The 12,690-nt window shown below is 72.7% G+C and carries 13 protein-coding genes; 8 read left to right on the top strand and 5 right to left on the bottom strand.

What is annotated here, in order from left to right; all coding sequences use genetic code 11:
* Positions 1-2 precede the first annotated feature (2 nt).
* Entirely contained in the window at positions 3-1,274 is a 1,272-nt protein-coding gene (locus ACIBST_RS09505; protein WP_397170480.1) for a thymidine phosphorylase, read from the top strand.
* Between the two features lie 77 nt (positions 1,275-1,351).
* Here the strand turns inward: ACIBST_RS09505 and ACIBST_RS09500 are convergent, their stop codons facing one another.
* Entirely contained in the window at positions 1,352-1,747 is a 396-nt protein-coding gene (locus ACIBST_RS09500) for a MarR family transcriptional regulator (RefSeq protein ID WP_358282389.1), read from the bottom strand.
* A 135-nt stretch (positions 1,748-1,882) separates the two neighbouring features.
* Here ACIBST_RS09500 and ACIBST_RS09495 point away from each other — a divergent pair, with 135 nt between their 5' ends.
* Positions 1,883-3,241, top strand: a complete 1,359-nt coding sequence (locus ACIBST_RS09495) for an MFS transporter (protein ID WP_397170479.1) — start codon at positions 1,883-1,885, stop codon at positions 3,239-3,241.
* 49 nt (positions 3,242-3,290) lie between these two features.
* Here ACIBST_RS09495 and ACIBST_RS09490 read toward each other — a convergent pair whose 3' ends face one another.
* Positions 3,291-5,000, bottom strand: coding sequence for a hypothetical protein (locus ACIBST_RS09490; RefSeq protein ID WP_397170478.1), 1,710 nt, complete (start codon positions 4,998-5,000; stop codon positions 3,291-3,293).
* A gap of 124 nt (positions 5,001-5,124) precedes the next feature.
* Here ACIBST_RS09490 and ACIBST_RS09485 point away from each other — a divergent pair, with 124 nt between their 5' ends.
* The 4 genes from ACIBST_RS09485 (at position 5,125) to ACIBST_RS09470 (ending at position 7,871) form a co-directional block, all read left to right on the top strand.
* Complete coding sequence (locus ACIBST_RS09485) at positions 5,125-5,727, top strand: hypothetical protein (RefSeq protein WP_397170476.1); 603 nt, start codon at positions 5,125-5,127, stop codon at positions 5,725-5,727.
* Positions 5,728-5,732: 5 nt separating this feature from the next.
* Positions 5,733-6,083 carry a cupin domain-containing protein gene (locus ACIBST_RS09480; protein ID WP_352324870.1) on the top strand — a complete coding sequence of 117 codons (351 nt, stop codon included), beginning with the start codon at positions 5,733-5,735 and terminating at the stop codon, positions 6,081-6,083.
* 91 nt (positions 6,084-6,174) lie between these two features.
* Positions 6,175-7,248, top strand: coding sequence for an adenosine deaminase (locus ACIBST_RS09475; RefSeq protein ID WP_397170474.1), 1,074 nt, complete (start codon positions 6,175-6,177; stop codon positions 7,246-7,248).
* Positions 7,245-7,871, top strand: a complete 627-nt coding sequence (locus tag ACIBST_RS09470) for a PH domain-containing protein (RefSeq protein WP_397170473.1) — start codon at positions 7,245-7,247, stop codon at positions 7,869-7,871. The genes ACIBST_RS09475 and ACIBST_RS09470 overlap by 4 nt, the downstream gene beginning before the upstream one ends.
* Before the next feature lie 114 nt (positions 7,872-7,985).
* On the opposite strand, the gene ACIBST_RS09465 is transcribed toward ACIBST_RS09470, so the two are convergent.
* The 3 genes from ACIBST_RS09465 to ACIBST_RS09455 are packed head-to-tail and all read right to left on the bottom strand — an operon-like array spanning position 7,986 to position 10,829.
* The gene (locus ACIBST_RS09465; RefSeq protein ID WP_397170471.1) at positions 7,986-8,714 is read right to left on the bottom strand and encodes an enoyl-CoA hydratase/isomerase family protein; all 729 of its coding nucleotides are present in this window, start codon (positions 8,712-8,714) and stop codon (positions 7,986-7,988) included.
* A complete protein-coding gene (locus ACIBST_RS09460) occupies positions 8,711-10,198 on the bottom strand; it encodes an AMP-binding protein (protein ID WP_397170470.1) in 1,488 nt (495 codons plus the stop codon). Before ACIBST_RS09460 ends, ACIBST_RS09465 begins: the two co-directional genes overlap by 4 nt.
* Positions 10,158-10,829, bottom strand: a complete 672-nt coding sequence (locus ACIBST_RS09455) for a TetR/AcrR family transcriptional regulator (protein ID WP_397170468.1) — start codon at positions 10,827-10,829, stop codon at positions 10,158-10,160. The genes ACIBST_RS09460 and ACIBST_RS09455 overlap by 41 nt, the downstream gene beginning before the upstream one ends.
* A 116-nt stretch (positions 10,830-10,945) precedes the next feature.
* On the opposite strand from ACIBST_RS09455, the gene ACIBST_RS09450 reads away from it, so the two are divergent.
* Positions 10,946-11,764: a MerR family transcriptional regulator gene (locus ACIBST_RS09450; RefSeq protein WP_397170467.1), complete on the top strand. Its 819-nt coding sequence runs from the start codon at positions 10,946-10,948 to the stop codon at positions 11,762-11,764.
* Positions 11,725-12,684, top strand: coding sequence for a sigma-70 family RNA polymerase sigma factor (locus ACIBST_RS09445; protein WP_397170465.1), 960 nt, complete (start codon positions 11,725-11,727; stop codon positions 12,682-12,684). Before ACIBST_RS09450 ends, ACIBST_RS09445 begins: the two co-directional genes overlap by 40 nt.
* The last annotated feature ends 6 nt before the right edge of the window (positions 12,685-12,690 follow it).

The raw sequence follows: 12,690 nt of genomic DNA, 5'->3' as shown, positions 1-12,690 counted from the left end.
CCATGGACGCCATCGAGGTCATCCGCGCCAAGCGCGACGGCGGCGAGCTCACCACCGGCCAGATCGACTGGGTGATCGCCGCCTACACCCGCGGTGACGTGGCCGACGAGCAGATGTCCGCCCTGGCCATGGCCATCCTGCTCAACGGCATGAACCGGCGCGAGATCGCCGACTGGACGCAGGCCATGATCCGGTCGGGCGAACGCATGGACTGGTCGATGCTCGACCGGCCCACGGCCGACAAGCACTCCACGGGCGGCGTCGGCGACAAGATCACGCTGCCGCTGGCGCCCCTGGTGGCGGCGTGCGGGGCGTACGTGCCGCAGCTGTCCGGGCGCGGGCTCGGGCACACCGGCGGCACCCTGGACAAGCTGGAGTCCGTGCCGGGCTGGCTGGCCTCGCTCTCCAACGAGCAGATGCTGCACGTCCTGCGCACGGCCGGCGCGGTGGTCTGCGCGGCGGGCTCCGGGCTGGCCCCGGCCGACAAGAAGCTCTACGCGCTGCGCGACGTCACCGGCACCGTCGAGTCGATCCCGCTGATCGCCTCGTCGATCATGTCGAAGAAGATCGCCGAGGGCACCGGCTCGCTGGTGCTCGACGTGAAGGTGGGCTCCGGGGCGTTCATGAAGACGACCGAGAGCGCCCGCGAGCTGGCCGAGACCATGGTCGCGCTCGGGAGCGACGCGGGCGTGCGCACGGTCGCCCTGCTGACGGCCATGGACCGGCCGCTCGGCCGCGCGGTGGGCAACGCGCTGGAGGTCGAGGAGTCGATCGAGGTGCTGGCCGGCGGCGGGCCGTCCGACGTGGTCGAGCTGACCGTACGGCTGGCGCGCGAGATGCTGGCGGCGGCCGGGGTCTCCGGCAAGGACCCGGCCGACGCGCTGCGCGACGGCTCGGCCATGGACGCGTGGCGGCGGATGATCTCCGCCCAGGGCGGCAACCCCGACGCGGTCCTGCCGCGGGCGGCCGAGACCATGACGGTCGCGGCGCCGTCGTCCGGCGTGCTGGCCCACCTCGACGCGTACGCCGTGGGGCTGGCCGCCTGGCGGCTCGGCGCCGGACGGGCGCGCAAGGAGGACCCGGTGTCGTTCGGGGCCGGGATCGTGCTGCACGCCAAGCCCGGCGACCTGGTGCGCGAGGGCCAGCCGCTGATGACGCTGCACGCCGACGAGACCGCCAGGTTCGAGCGGGCGCTGGACGCGCTGTCGGGCGGCTACGAGGTCGCCGAGTCGGGGCGCGAGCTGCTGCCCCTGGTCATCGACCGCATCGGCTGACCGCCGGAAGCACTCATGCGCGGCGGCCGGACCCTGCCCGGGGACGGCCGCCGCCGCCTTTCCCGGCCTCGTACCGGCTAGGTGGTGACGGCGGGGACCTCGGGCACGTCGGTGAAGACGCCCGCGAGGACGGCGCGCTGCGTGGGCAGCGCCTCGGTGTAGCGGGCGCGCCCCTCGTCGGTGATGCAGACGAACACGCCCCGGCGGTCGGAGTCGCACGTGCCGCGGGTGACGAACCCGCTCTTCTCCAGCCTGGCCACGACCCTGGACAGGGCGCTCTGGCTCAGGTGGACCTCTTCGCAGAGCTCCTGGATGCGCAGCTTCCTGTCGTGGTGGACGATCCGGTCGAGCACCTCGAACTCGCTGGGCCCGAGGCCGTGCCGCTCGCCCAGCTCCCGCTCCAGCGCGCACATGGCCTTCGCGTGTTTGGCCAGGACGTAATGCCAGGTCTCGACCACGAACTCCTCGTCCATGTCGCGGAGGTTACCATCTCGCGAAGATTCATGCAACGGCATTAAATGCACTTGCATTAGATGCTGACGCATGTATTGTTCTTACTCATGTCCTCTTCCTCATCCCGTTGGGGCGCGCTCGCCGTGCTCTGTGCAGTGATCTTCCTTGACGCCCTTGACGTCTCCATGGTCGGTGTCGCCCTGCCGGCCATCCAGCACGATCTGGGCCTCAGCACGTCTTCCCTGCAGTGGGTGGTCAGCGGCTACGTGCTCGGCTATGGCGGTCTTCTGTTGCTCGGGGGCAGGACCGCCGACCTGCTCGGGCGGCGCAGGGTGTTCCTGGTCGCTCTGGGCGTCTTCGCCGTCGCGTCGTTGCTGGGTGGTGTCGTGGACGACGGGGGCCTGCTGATCGCCGCCCGGTTCGTCAAGGGTGTGGCCGCCGCGTTCACCGCGCCCGCCGCCTTGTCGATCATCACCACCACGTTTCCCGAGGGCCCGGAGCGCAACAAGGCGTTGAGCATCTTCACCGCCTGCGGCGCGAGCGGCTACTCGCTCGGCCTCGTGCTCTCCGGCCTGCTGACCGAGATCGGCTGGCGGTGGACGCTCCTCATGCCGGTGCCGGTCGCGATCATCGCGCTGATCGCCGCGTTGAAGGTGCTGCCGAAGGGCCGGGAGGAGCGGGCCGAGGGCGGCCACGACCTCGTCGGCGCCGTGCTGATCACCGCCTCGATGCTGCTGCTGGTCTTCACCGTCGTGCAGGCTCCCGAGGCCGGTTGGGCCTCCTTCCAGACGATCGGCTCGCTGGTGGCCGTCGCGGTGCTGCTCGGCCTGTTCGTCCTCACCGAGCTGCGGATGAAGCACCCGCTGGTGCGGCTCGGCATCCTGCGCTCCGGCCACATCGTCCGGGCCAACCTGGGGCTGCTCATCCTCATGGGTTCGTACGTGGCCTTCCAGTTCGTGGCCATGCAGTACTTCCAGAACCTGCTGCACTGGTCGGCGCTCGGCACGGCCCTGGCGTTCCTGCCCGCGGGCCTGCTCGTCGCGGTCAGCTCGACCAAGATGGGCGACTTCGCCGACAGGTTCGGCACCGGCAAGCTGATCGTCATCGGCGCCGCGGCCCTGGCCGGCGGTTACGCGATCTTCCTCGGCATCGACGAGACGCCGAGCCTGGGCGGCCTGGTGCTCCCCGGCATGGTCCTGCTGGGCATCGCGTTCGCCCTGTCCTTCCCCTCGCTGAACATCCAGGCCACCAACGGCGTGGACGACGACGAGCAGGGCCTGGCCTCCGGCCTGCTCAACACCTCCGGCCAGGTCGGCGGCGCGATCGTGCTGGCCGTGGTGACCGCCGTGCTGACCTCGGGCGGCGAGACGCTGTCGATCGGCGCGCTGCGCTCGGCGATCGTGGTCGCGCTGGTGCTGGCCCTGGTCGGGCTGGTGATCTCGGCCACCGGGCTGCGCTCGCGCAAGGCCGCCGCGGTCGAGGCGGAGGACGTGAAGGTCTTCGAGGCCGTCTGATCCTCGTTCCGCCGGGAAGAGGGTTCCGCCGGGGGCGGGGCCCTCTTCCTCAGTTCTCCAGGGCGCCGATCGGGTCGGAGTAGTCGATCCACTCCGTCGCCGAGTCGCCGAGGTCGGCGCTCTCGCCGGTGCGCACGTCCACCTGGACCAGGTAGACGTCCTCCTCGTCCCACAGGCGCACGAGGACCTTGTCGCGGCTCAGCCAGCGCTCCACCCTGATCACTTCGAGGCCGTCGACGTCCAGGCGGGGGCGGGGGCCGCTGACGCGGCCGGTGCGGGCGTCCATGGTGACCAGCCGGTCGTCGGCCGTCACCAGGGCCAGGGAGCGGCCGTCGGGGGCGAGCGCGGCGCCGTGCTCGATGAGGGCGGGGTCGATCCGGAAGCCCTTCGCGCGGGCGCCCGCGCCGTCCAGCCTGAGCGTGCTGACGGAGGCGTGGCCCGGGACGGCGGTGGTGTCCCGGCGCTCGGCGACCACCCGCGTGCCGTCGTCGTGGACGGCCAGGATCTCGACGTCCGCGCCGCGTACCGTGCGGGTCGTGCCCGTGCGGAAGTCGAGCACCGCGCTGTCGTCGGCGTCGCCGAAGGACAGCGCGAAGTAGCGGCCGTCCGGGGAGGAGCTGATGTGCGCCTCGCCGTCCCCGGCCGTGGCGTCGATGCGCTTGACCACGCCCGTGGGCAGGTCGTGGACCAGGTAACGGCCCTGCGGGTTCTGGTAGGCGAGCCGGTGACCGTCCTGGCTGAGTGCCAGCGGCATGGACGCGCCGGTGGCCGGGTCGTAGCCGGCCCGCGCCTTCGGCAGCCGCCATTCCGCGCCCGAGCGGGTCGTGAGCACCCACTGGCCGCACGGCTGCGGGTCGCGTACGTCGGCGTCGGCGTCGCGGCAGTAGCCCGGGAAGGCGAAGCGGACCGGGTCGGGGAGCGCGGCGGGCAGCGGGGCGCGGATCTCCTGGCCGGGGGCCCGCGTCCCGGGGTCGAAGGGGGAGCGGGCCGTCGCCTCGTCCATGCGGTCGGCCAGCGCGGACAGTCCCGCGGCGATCGTGGCGACCACGGCGGCGACCAGGCCGAGGGAGGCGACCGTCCACGCCGACGCCCGGATCCTGCGCCGCGCCGTGACCCGGCGCAGGACGGTCTCGGCGAGGTCGGCGGGCGGCATCCCGGCGGCCAGGCCGAGCAGGGCGGCCCGCAGGGCCGGATCCCCGGGGGCGGCGTCCTGGGCGCCCGCCGCCGGGGCGGCGGGCCCGGGAGCGGGGCCGAGCGTCCAGGGGGAGGCGGACGTCGCGCCGTTTCCCGGCCGGTCGCCGTCCTCGGACGGGGTCGCGGGGTCCTCCGGCAGGTCCAGGGGGTTGTCGAACAGGGTCGGGTGGGTGGCTCGGAGCTGGGTGCGGGCCCGTCGCAGCTCGTCGTCCAGCGTGCCGACCCACAGGCCCGTGACCTGGGCCGCGTGCGGCAGGCTCAGTCCGTCGTGGAAGGTGACGACGACGGCCGCGCGGGTCCGCGGGGCGAGCCCGGCGAGCACATGGCCCTCCGGGATCGGCCAGGGCGCGCCCGTCGCGCCCAGGAACCGTCCGTACAGCTCGCGCAGCACCGCGTCGGACGGGCGGTGGTAGCGGATCGCGGACCACCGGCGGCAGGACGCGACGAGGGCAGCGGTGGCCAGCTCGCGGGCCTGGTCCGCGTCGCCCGTCAGCAGGTAGGCCGTCCGAGCGAAAGAGGGCCCATAAGACGCCAGAAAAGCCGATAAGTCGTGGGATTTGCTCACTTGTATGACTCCTTGGAGGTTGATCAGCGTAGAGGCAGTCCCGGCTGCGCGGAAGTGCCCGGGAAACCCGGGCCGATCCGCCGCCAGGCCGCTTGCAGGCCCGTGGGCTGGGCATCTACCGGGCATGCGCCCGTCATCCCCGGCCGGCGACCGGTCGTCGCGTCTTCGCCTCGCCGTCCCGCTCGCCTGCCTCGCCGTGCTGACCGCGTGCGGCACCTCCTCGCAGTCCGCCCGGCTGGACACCCCGGCGGACACCGGTCCCGGCACTTCCACGCCCCGCAGCGCCCCCTCGGACGTCCCCACCAGCACCGCCGAGGTGGACGTCGAGCGCGACGGCCTCGACCCGGCCGTGGTGACCGGCGTCCGGTACGCGACCCACGACGGCTACGACCGGGTGGTGATCGACCTCAAGGGCGACATCCCCGGATACAAGGTGAAATGGGTGGACGAGTTCCTCCAGGACGGCTCCGGCGAGCCCATGGGCGTCCACGGCGGCGCGTACCTGCAGCTCACCCTCTTCCCCGCCAACGCGCACGACGACGACGGCTACCCCACCTGGAAGGGCGGGCCCGTCTACCGGGCCGGCCTCAGGAACGTCTCCCACGTCGTCAGGACCGGCGACTTCGAGGGGCGCGTGGGCGTCGGCCTGGCGCTCGCCCGCCGGGCCGGCTTCCGGGTGAAGGAGCAGTCCGCGCCGAGCCGGCTGGTGCTCGACGTGGCACACTGAAGCCCGTGGTGAGAAAGATCGAGGGCCCGACCCGCATCCCCGTCCCCGGCGGCAAGATCATCGACGAGCACGTGGGGCGCGTCAACAGCGGCGACGAGCAGGTCTCGATCGCCCACATGACCGCCCCGCCCGGCTGGGCCGAGCCCGCCCAGACCCCGTCGTTCACCGAGTACACCGTGGTCCTGCGCGGCAGCCTGCTGGTCGAGCACGACGGCGGCACGGTCGAGGTCGGCGCGGGCCAGTCGGTGGTCACCTCGCCGGGGGAGAAGGTGCGCTACAGCGTGGGCCCCGACGGCGCCGAGTACGTCGCCGTGTGCCTGCCCGCCTTCACGCCGGAGAGCGCCGGCCGCGACTGACGGGGCGCCGCTCGCGGGTGCGCCGGAAGGGTTGTCCACAGGCGGGCGCGACGTGTGCGGCGGCGGAGGAGTGTGCTCATATCATGGCCAGATGAGCCCCACGCTTGACAAGATCCGGCAGGCTCCCAAGGTGTTGCTGCACGATCACCTCGACGGCGGGCTGCGCGCCGAGACGATCGTCGAGCTGGCACGGGAGATCGACTACGGGCGGCTGCCCTCCACCGACCCCGACAATCTGCGCCTGTGGTTCGAGGAGGCCGCCGACTCCGGGTCGCTGGAGCGCTACCTGGAGACCTTCGACCACACGGTCGCGGTCATGCAGACCCGCGAATCCCTGGTCCGGGTGGCCGCCGAGTGCGCCCGCGACCTCGCCGACGACGGCGTGGTCTACGCCGAGGTGCGCTTCGCGCCCGAGCAGCACACCACCATGGGGCTGAGCCTCGACCAGGTGGTGGAGGCGGTGCTCGAAGGGTTCACGCTGGGCTCGCAGGGGCGCGGCATCCGGGTCGGCACGCTGCTGACCGCGATGCGCCACATGGCCCGCTCGATGGAGATCGCCGAGCTGGCCGTGCGCTACCGCGACGTCGGCGTCGTGGGGTTCGACATCGCCGGGGCCGAGGCGGGCTACCCGCCCACCCGGCACCTCGACGCCTTCGAATACCTCCAGCGGGAGAACGCGCACTTCACGATCCACGCCGGCGAGGCGTTCGGGCTGCCGTCGATCTGGCAGGCCATCCAGTGGTGCGGCGCCGACCGGCTGGGCCACGGCGTCCGGATCATCGACGACATCACCGTGGCCGGCGACGGGTCGGCCAAGCTGGGGCGGCTGGCGGCGTACGTGCGCGACAAGCGCATCCCGCTGGAGATGTGCCCCACGTCCAACCTCCAGACCGGGGCCGCCGACTCGATCGCCGAGCACCCCATCGGGCTGCTGCGCAGGCTGCACTTCCGGGTCACCGTCAACACCGACAACCGGCTGATGAGCTCGACGAGCGTGTCCCTGGAGTTCGCCAAGCTGGCCGAGGCGTTCGGCTACGGCTGGGACGACCTCCAGTGGTTCACGGTCAACGCGATGAAGTCGGCCTTCCTCCCGTTCGACGAGCGGCTGGCGCTGATCAACGGCGTGATCAAGCCGGGGTTCGCGCAGATCAAGTGGCAGCCGTGAAGCACACCTACCGGTCCAAGACCGGGTTCGTGCTGGGCTGCGCCTGGCTGGTCTTCGTGGCGTTCAACGTCTGGGACCTGACGGCCCACTACAACGGCAAGCCGTCCATGGTGGCGCTGGCCGTGCTCGGGGCGATGACGGCGCTCGTCTACGCGATCGCCGTCCGGCCCGCCACCGTGGTCGGCGAGGAGGGGCTGCTGGCCCGCAACCCGCTGCGCACGACGTTCCTGCCGTGGGCGTCCGTGGGCGAGGTGACGGTCACCCACTCCATCGCCGTCCGTTACGGCGGCGAGGGCGCCGACGAGCAGGTGCTGCGGTTGTGGACGCCCATGAGCAGCGCCAGAGAGCGGTCCAGGGCGCAGCGGCGCGGCGTGCCCAAGCCCCAGCGGGGCGGCCGGTTCCGGGTCGAGGCCACGGTCAGCAAGGCCGAGCAGGCCGCCGCCGAGGCGTTCACCGGCAAGACCCACGCCGACTTCGTGGGCGACCAGATCCGCGACCGCGCCGAGGCAGCCCACCGCCGCTCGGAACCGGCGGGCCCGGTCAAGGTCACCTGGTCCTACGACTCGATCGCCGTCCTCGTGGTCGCGGTCGCCCTGATCGTGGCCGCCATCGTCATCGCCTGACCGCCCCCCGGCCGGACGCAGAGGGCCCGGCGGGGCGGGGGCGGCGGATCTGGGGCTCGGGGACTCAGCGGGTGCGGCTGGTCAGGGGTTCGGCGGGGCAGCGGGGGCGGCAGGTCAGGGGGTTCGGCGGGTCAGGAAGCGGGTCATGCCTGCCTGGGCCAAGCCGGACTGCTCCACCTGACGGGCGGCCACGGTCTCGGCCTCGAAGGCGCGTTCGACCTCGGCCGGCGACGGGCGCAGCAGCCCCAGGTGCACGGCGGTGGCGGCGCCCGGACGGGTCCAGTGGCGCACCCGCGCGATCGCCGTCTCCACCAGTTCCCCGGCGGGCACGAGCTCGTCCAGCAGACCGGCCGCCAGCGCGTCGGCGGCGCTCAGCCGGGCCGAGTCCAGCACCAGCCGCAGCGCCCGGCCGCCGGCCAGCCGGAGCAGCAGATGGCTGGCGGCGTTCGAGATCGACAGGCCGAGGTGGTTCTCGGGGAAGAAGTACTCGGCGGCCGGGGCGCCGACGCGGGCGTCGAAGCAGAGGGTCCACTCGGCGGCGCCGCCGACGGCCAGGCCGTTGACCGCGGCGACCACCGGCACCCGGGTCTCCAGCACGGCCCTGGTCATGTCGTGGAACGACTCGACCTCCGCCTCCAGCGGCTTGCCCGCCGCCTCGGCGATGTCCTCGCCCGCCGAGAACGCCCGGCCGGCGCCGGTCACCACGATGCCCCTGGCGGTGCGGCCGTGCGCGCGGACGGCCGCGGCCAGCTCCTTGCGCATGCCGGCGGTCAGGGCGTTCAGCTTCTCGGGGCGGGCGAGGGTGATCAGGGCCACCTCGTCGCGTACGGTCACGTCGATCATGCCGGGTCCTCCGTGGGGATGGCGGGGGCGGCGCGCTGGTCGCGGCCGGGGCGGAGCAGGTGGCGCTTCTCGATGCGGGCCGACGGGGTGAGCGTGAACGACTCCACGAACTCCACGTACGCCGGCACCTTGAAGCGGGCCAGGCGTTCCCTGGCGTGGGCGATGACGGCGGCGGCCGTGCGGGCGTCGGCGGCGTGCCCGGGGCGGAGCTGGAGGAACGCCTTGGGCAGCTCGCCGAAGAGGTCGTCGGGGATGGGCACCAGGGCCGCGGACAGGACCGCGGGATGCCCGGCGAGCACGCTCTCGACCTCGGCGCACGAGATGTTCTCACCGCCCCTGCGGACCATGTCCTTCAGCCGCCCGGCGTGCCGGATGCGGCCTCGCGCGTCGCGGACGCCGAGGTCGCCGGTGTGGTACCAGCCGCCGCGGAAGGCGTGCGCGGTGGCCTCGGGGTGGTTCCAGTAGCCGGTCATCATGGGCGTGCCGCGGACCAGGATCTCGCCCGTCTCCTCGTCGAGCCGGACCTCCTTGCCGGGCGGCGGCGTGCCGAGCGCGCCGGTGCCGACGGTGTCGTGGGCGTCCGGGGCGGCCATCAGGTCGCAGCCGCTCTCGGTGGAGCCGTACAGCTCGCGCCAGGGCGCGCCCCAGCGCTCCTCGAACGCGCGGTGCAGGCCGGGAGCGATGCCCGAGCAGAGCACGAGCCGCATCCGGTTGTCGCGGTCGAGGGGGCTCGGCGGCTGCTTGTGCATGAGCAGGGGCATGGTGCCCAGCACGTACGTGAGGGTCGCGCCGTGCTCCCGGACGGCGGGCCAGAAGCCCGAGGCGGAGAAGCGGGGGAGCACCACCTGCGGGATGCCGCCGAGCAGGCAGACCAGGGTGGTCCACTGCGGGTCCATGTACGAGTACGCCTGGGCGATCAGCAGGACGTCGTCGTCGCGCAGGCGTACGAGGTCGGCGACGACGCGGGCGGTCCTGAGCCAGTAGTCGTGGGTGAGCAGGCAGGCTTTGGGGAACCCCGTCGTCCCCGACGTGTACTGAAAATTGGCGACATTGTCCGCGCTGAGGGATATGTCGAGAGGTGGGCCGTCCGTCAGCTCGTCCACGAGGTGTACCACGCCCGGCACGCGCGCGGCGTGTTCCGCGCCGGTCAGGGTGGCGACCGCGCCGGAGTCGCGCAGGACGTGCTCCAGGTCGGCGGCCTGGTACCGCACGTTCACGGGGACGGTGACCGCCCCCGCCTTCAGCACGGCGAACCAGCTCAACGGCCACCACGGCTCGTTGTCCAGCATGACGGCCACCCGGTCGCCGGGGCGCACCCCCTGGCCGGCCAGCGCGCGGGCCAGGCGGTCGGAGACGGCGTCGGCCTCGGCGAAGCTCAGCGAGGCCGCCGGGAGGGCGGGTGAGGAAGCGGGGAAACGGAGGAACTCGCGCTCGCCGTACGTGCTAGCGGCGTGCCTCAGCAGGTCGGGGATCGTGGTGTGCATCCGGCGGCTCCCACGGGAAGACGGGCAGCAGGCGTCGATCGAGGGGCGCCACGACCGGGCCGGCGGCGCGTACGGCGGCCAGGCCGATCGTGACGAACTCCGCGCACACCTGCTCCAGCGTCGAGTCCCCGTCGGGGCGGTACCACTCGCTGGTGCCGGTGCACATGGACATGAGGGCGAGGCGGGTCAGCCTCTGGTCGGCGACGTGGAAGACGCCTTCGGCGACGCCGTCGGCCAGGGCGCTCTTCCAATGGCTCTCGTAGGCGTCGCGCAGGGCGATGACCTCGGTGTGCGCGGGCGAGCCCGGGGTCAGGGAGCGGAGCTCGCCGTCCATGACGCGGCTGGTCAGGGGGGTGAGCGCGTGCAGGGCGGTGAGCGAGGTGATCAGCAGGGCGAGGCGGTCGGCGGGACGCGTGGCCCCGTCCAGGACGCGGGCGGTGGAGTCGATCAGCCCTTGCAGGCCGGTCCGCATGAGGTCGGCCAGCAGGGCTTCCTTGCTGTGGACGTGGTGGTAGACGCCGGCGTTGGTCAGGTTCACCGCCCTGGCCAGGTCTCTGATGCCGGTGGCGGCGTAACCCTGCTGGGCGAAGAGCCGCACCGCGGCCGTCCTGATCCGGAGCAGTGCGTCCACGTCCATGGTGACCTAACGAACGTTCGGTTGCTTGTACGTCGGAAAATACCCCATGTCCCTAGAAATCGCCATAGGTTGACTCTGACACCGTGTGAGCCCCTACTTCTGGACCCGACATGTTCAGCATCGGAGATTTCGCTCGGCTGGGGCTCGTGTCCGTACGCATGCTCCGCCACTACGACGCCATCGGCCTGCTGCGCCCCGCGCACGTGGACCCGGTCACCGGTTACCGGTCCTACCAGGCCGCCCAACTGGCCAGGCTCAACCGGATCGTCGCCATCAAGGACCTCGGCTTCACGCTGGAACAGGTCCGCACGATCCTGGACGAGAAGGTCAGCACCGAGGAGCTGCACGGCATGGTACGGCTGCGCCGCGCCCAGCTGGAGGCCCGGATCAGCGACGACCTGGCCAGGCTGCGCGGCGTCGAGGCGAGACTCCGCAGCATCGAGACGGAGGGGCACATGAGAACCGCGGAAGTCGTGCTGAAGAAGGTCGGCCCGGTCCGGGTCGCGCAGCTCGGCGCCAGGGCGGCCAGCTACGAGGGCGAGGACGTCGGCCCGGTGATCGGGCCGCTGTTCGAGGAGATCTGCGCCCGCGTGGAGCGGGCCGACGTCCGGGTGGTCGGCCCCGGCCTGGCCTACTACCGCCAGGAGGACGACGGCTCGGTCATGGTCCACGCCTGCGTGCCGGTCAACGTGGACCCCGACCCCCGCCACGACTTCGAGATCAGGGACCTGCCCGCGATCGGCACGGCGGCCACGATCATCCACCACGGCCCGATGGAGGCCGTCGGGCCGACCTTCCAGGCCCTGGCCCACTGGATCGAGGAGAACGGCTACCGCTCGCTCGCCCTGGCGAGAGAGGTGTCGCTGCACTGCCCGGAGGACCGCGCGGAATGGGTGCACGAGCTGCAGATCGAGGTGGCCCCGGTCTAGTGGAGGCGACCGAGCTGGAACACCATCGGGTCGAGCTGACCGGCTACTGCTACCGGATGCTCGGCTCCGGCTTCGAGGCCGAGGACGCGGTGCAGGAGACGTTCGTCAGGGCGTGGCGCACGTACGAGCCCGGGCGGGGGCCGTTGCGCCCGTGGTTGTTCCGGCTCGCCACGTCCGTCTGCCTGGACATGCTGCGCGGGCCGCAGCGGCGGGCGCGGGCGATGGACCTCGGGCCGGCGGCGCGTCCCGGCGACCCGCTCGGCGATCCGCTGCCCGGCGACGCCTGGGTGTGGCCGGTGCCCGACGGGCGCGTGCTGCCGGCCGACCCGGCGGAGCTGGCGGTGGCCAGGGAGAGCGTGCGGCTGGCGTTCGTGGCCGCGCTGCAACGGCTGCCGCCGCGGCAGCGGGCCGTGCTCATCCTGCGCGACGTGCTGAAGTGGCAGGCCGCCGAGGTGGCGGGGCTGCTGGGGGTGAGCGTCGCGTCGGTGAACAGCGCGTTGCAGCGGGCCCGCGCCCGGCTCCCCGCGGTCGCCCCGGAGGACGCCGAGGTCGACGGCAGGCTGCTCGACCGCTACGTCTCCGCCTTCGAGCGGTACGACGTGGACGCCCTGGTCTCCTTGCTGCACGAGGACGCGACGATGTCGATGCCGCCGTTCGCGTGGTGGCTGCGCGGCCGGGAGGCGGCCAGGACGGTCCTGCTGGCCGCCGGAGCGCCCTGCGAGGGCACCCGCCTGCTGCCGGCCTGGGCGAACGGCGCGCCCGCCTTCGCCCAGTACCGGGACGGGCAGGCGTTCGCCCTGGTAGTCCTGGAGATCGGCGGCGGGGTCGTCACCGGCATGACCACCTTTCTCGATCCCCGGCTCGTGCCGTTCTCCGGCCTGCCGATGAGTTTCGGGCAGCCGCTCCGTACTGACAGGTGAAGGAGG

The organism is Nonomuraea sp. NPDC049684 (genome assembly GCF_044465345.1).
In the GTDB taxonomy this organism is placed as follows: domain Bacteria; phylum Actinomycetota; class Actinomycetes; order Streptosporangiales; family Streptosporangiaceae; genus Nonomuraea.
The sequence above is the reverse complement of the archived record's forward strand: the minus strand, read 5'-3'. Positions and strand labels throughout refer to the sequence as shown.

Bases quoted from the DNA above. Each gene is read 5' to 3' on its own strand.
- ACIBST_RS09505 (WP_397170480.1), top strand. From the start codon at position 3: ATGGACGCCATCGAGGTCATCCGCGCCAAGCGCGACGGCGGCGAGCTC.
- ACIBST_RS09500 (WP_358282389.1), bottom strand. From the start codon at position 1,747: ATGGACGAGGAGTTCGTGGTCGAGACCTGGCATTACGTCCTGGCCAAA.
- ACIBST_RS09485 (WP_397170476.1), top strand. From the start codon at position 5,125: ATGCGCCCGTCATCCCCGGCCGGCGACCGGTCGTCGCGTCTTCGCCTC.
- ACIBST_RS09475 (WP_397170474.1), top strand. From the start codon at position 6,175: ATGAGCCCCACGCTTGACAAGATCCGGCAGGCTCCCAAGGTGTTGCTG.
- ACIBST_RS09465 (WP_397170471.1), bottom strand. From the start codon at position 8,714: ATGATCGACGTGACCGTACGCGACGAGGTGGCCCTGATCACCCTCGCC.
- ACIBST_RS09460 (WP_397170470.1), bottom strand. From the start codon at position 10,198: ATGCACACCACGATCCCCGACCTGCTGAGGCACGCCGCTAGCACGTAC.
- ACIBST_RS09450 (WP_397170467.1), top strand. From the start codon at position 10,946: ATGTTCAGCATCGGAGATTTCGCTCGGCTGGGGCTCGTGTCCGTACGC.
- ACIBST_RS09445 (WP_397170465.1), top strand. From the start codon at position 11,725: ATGGGTGCACGAGCTGCAGATCGAGGTGGCCCCGGTCTAGTGGAGGCG.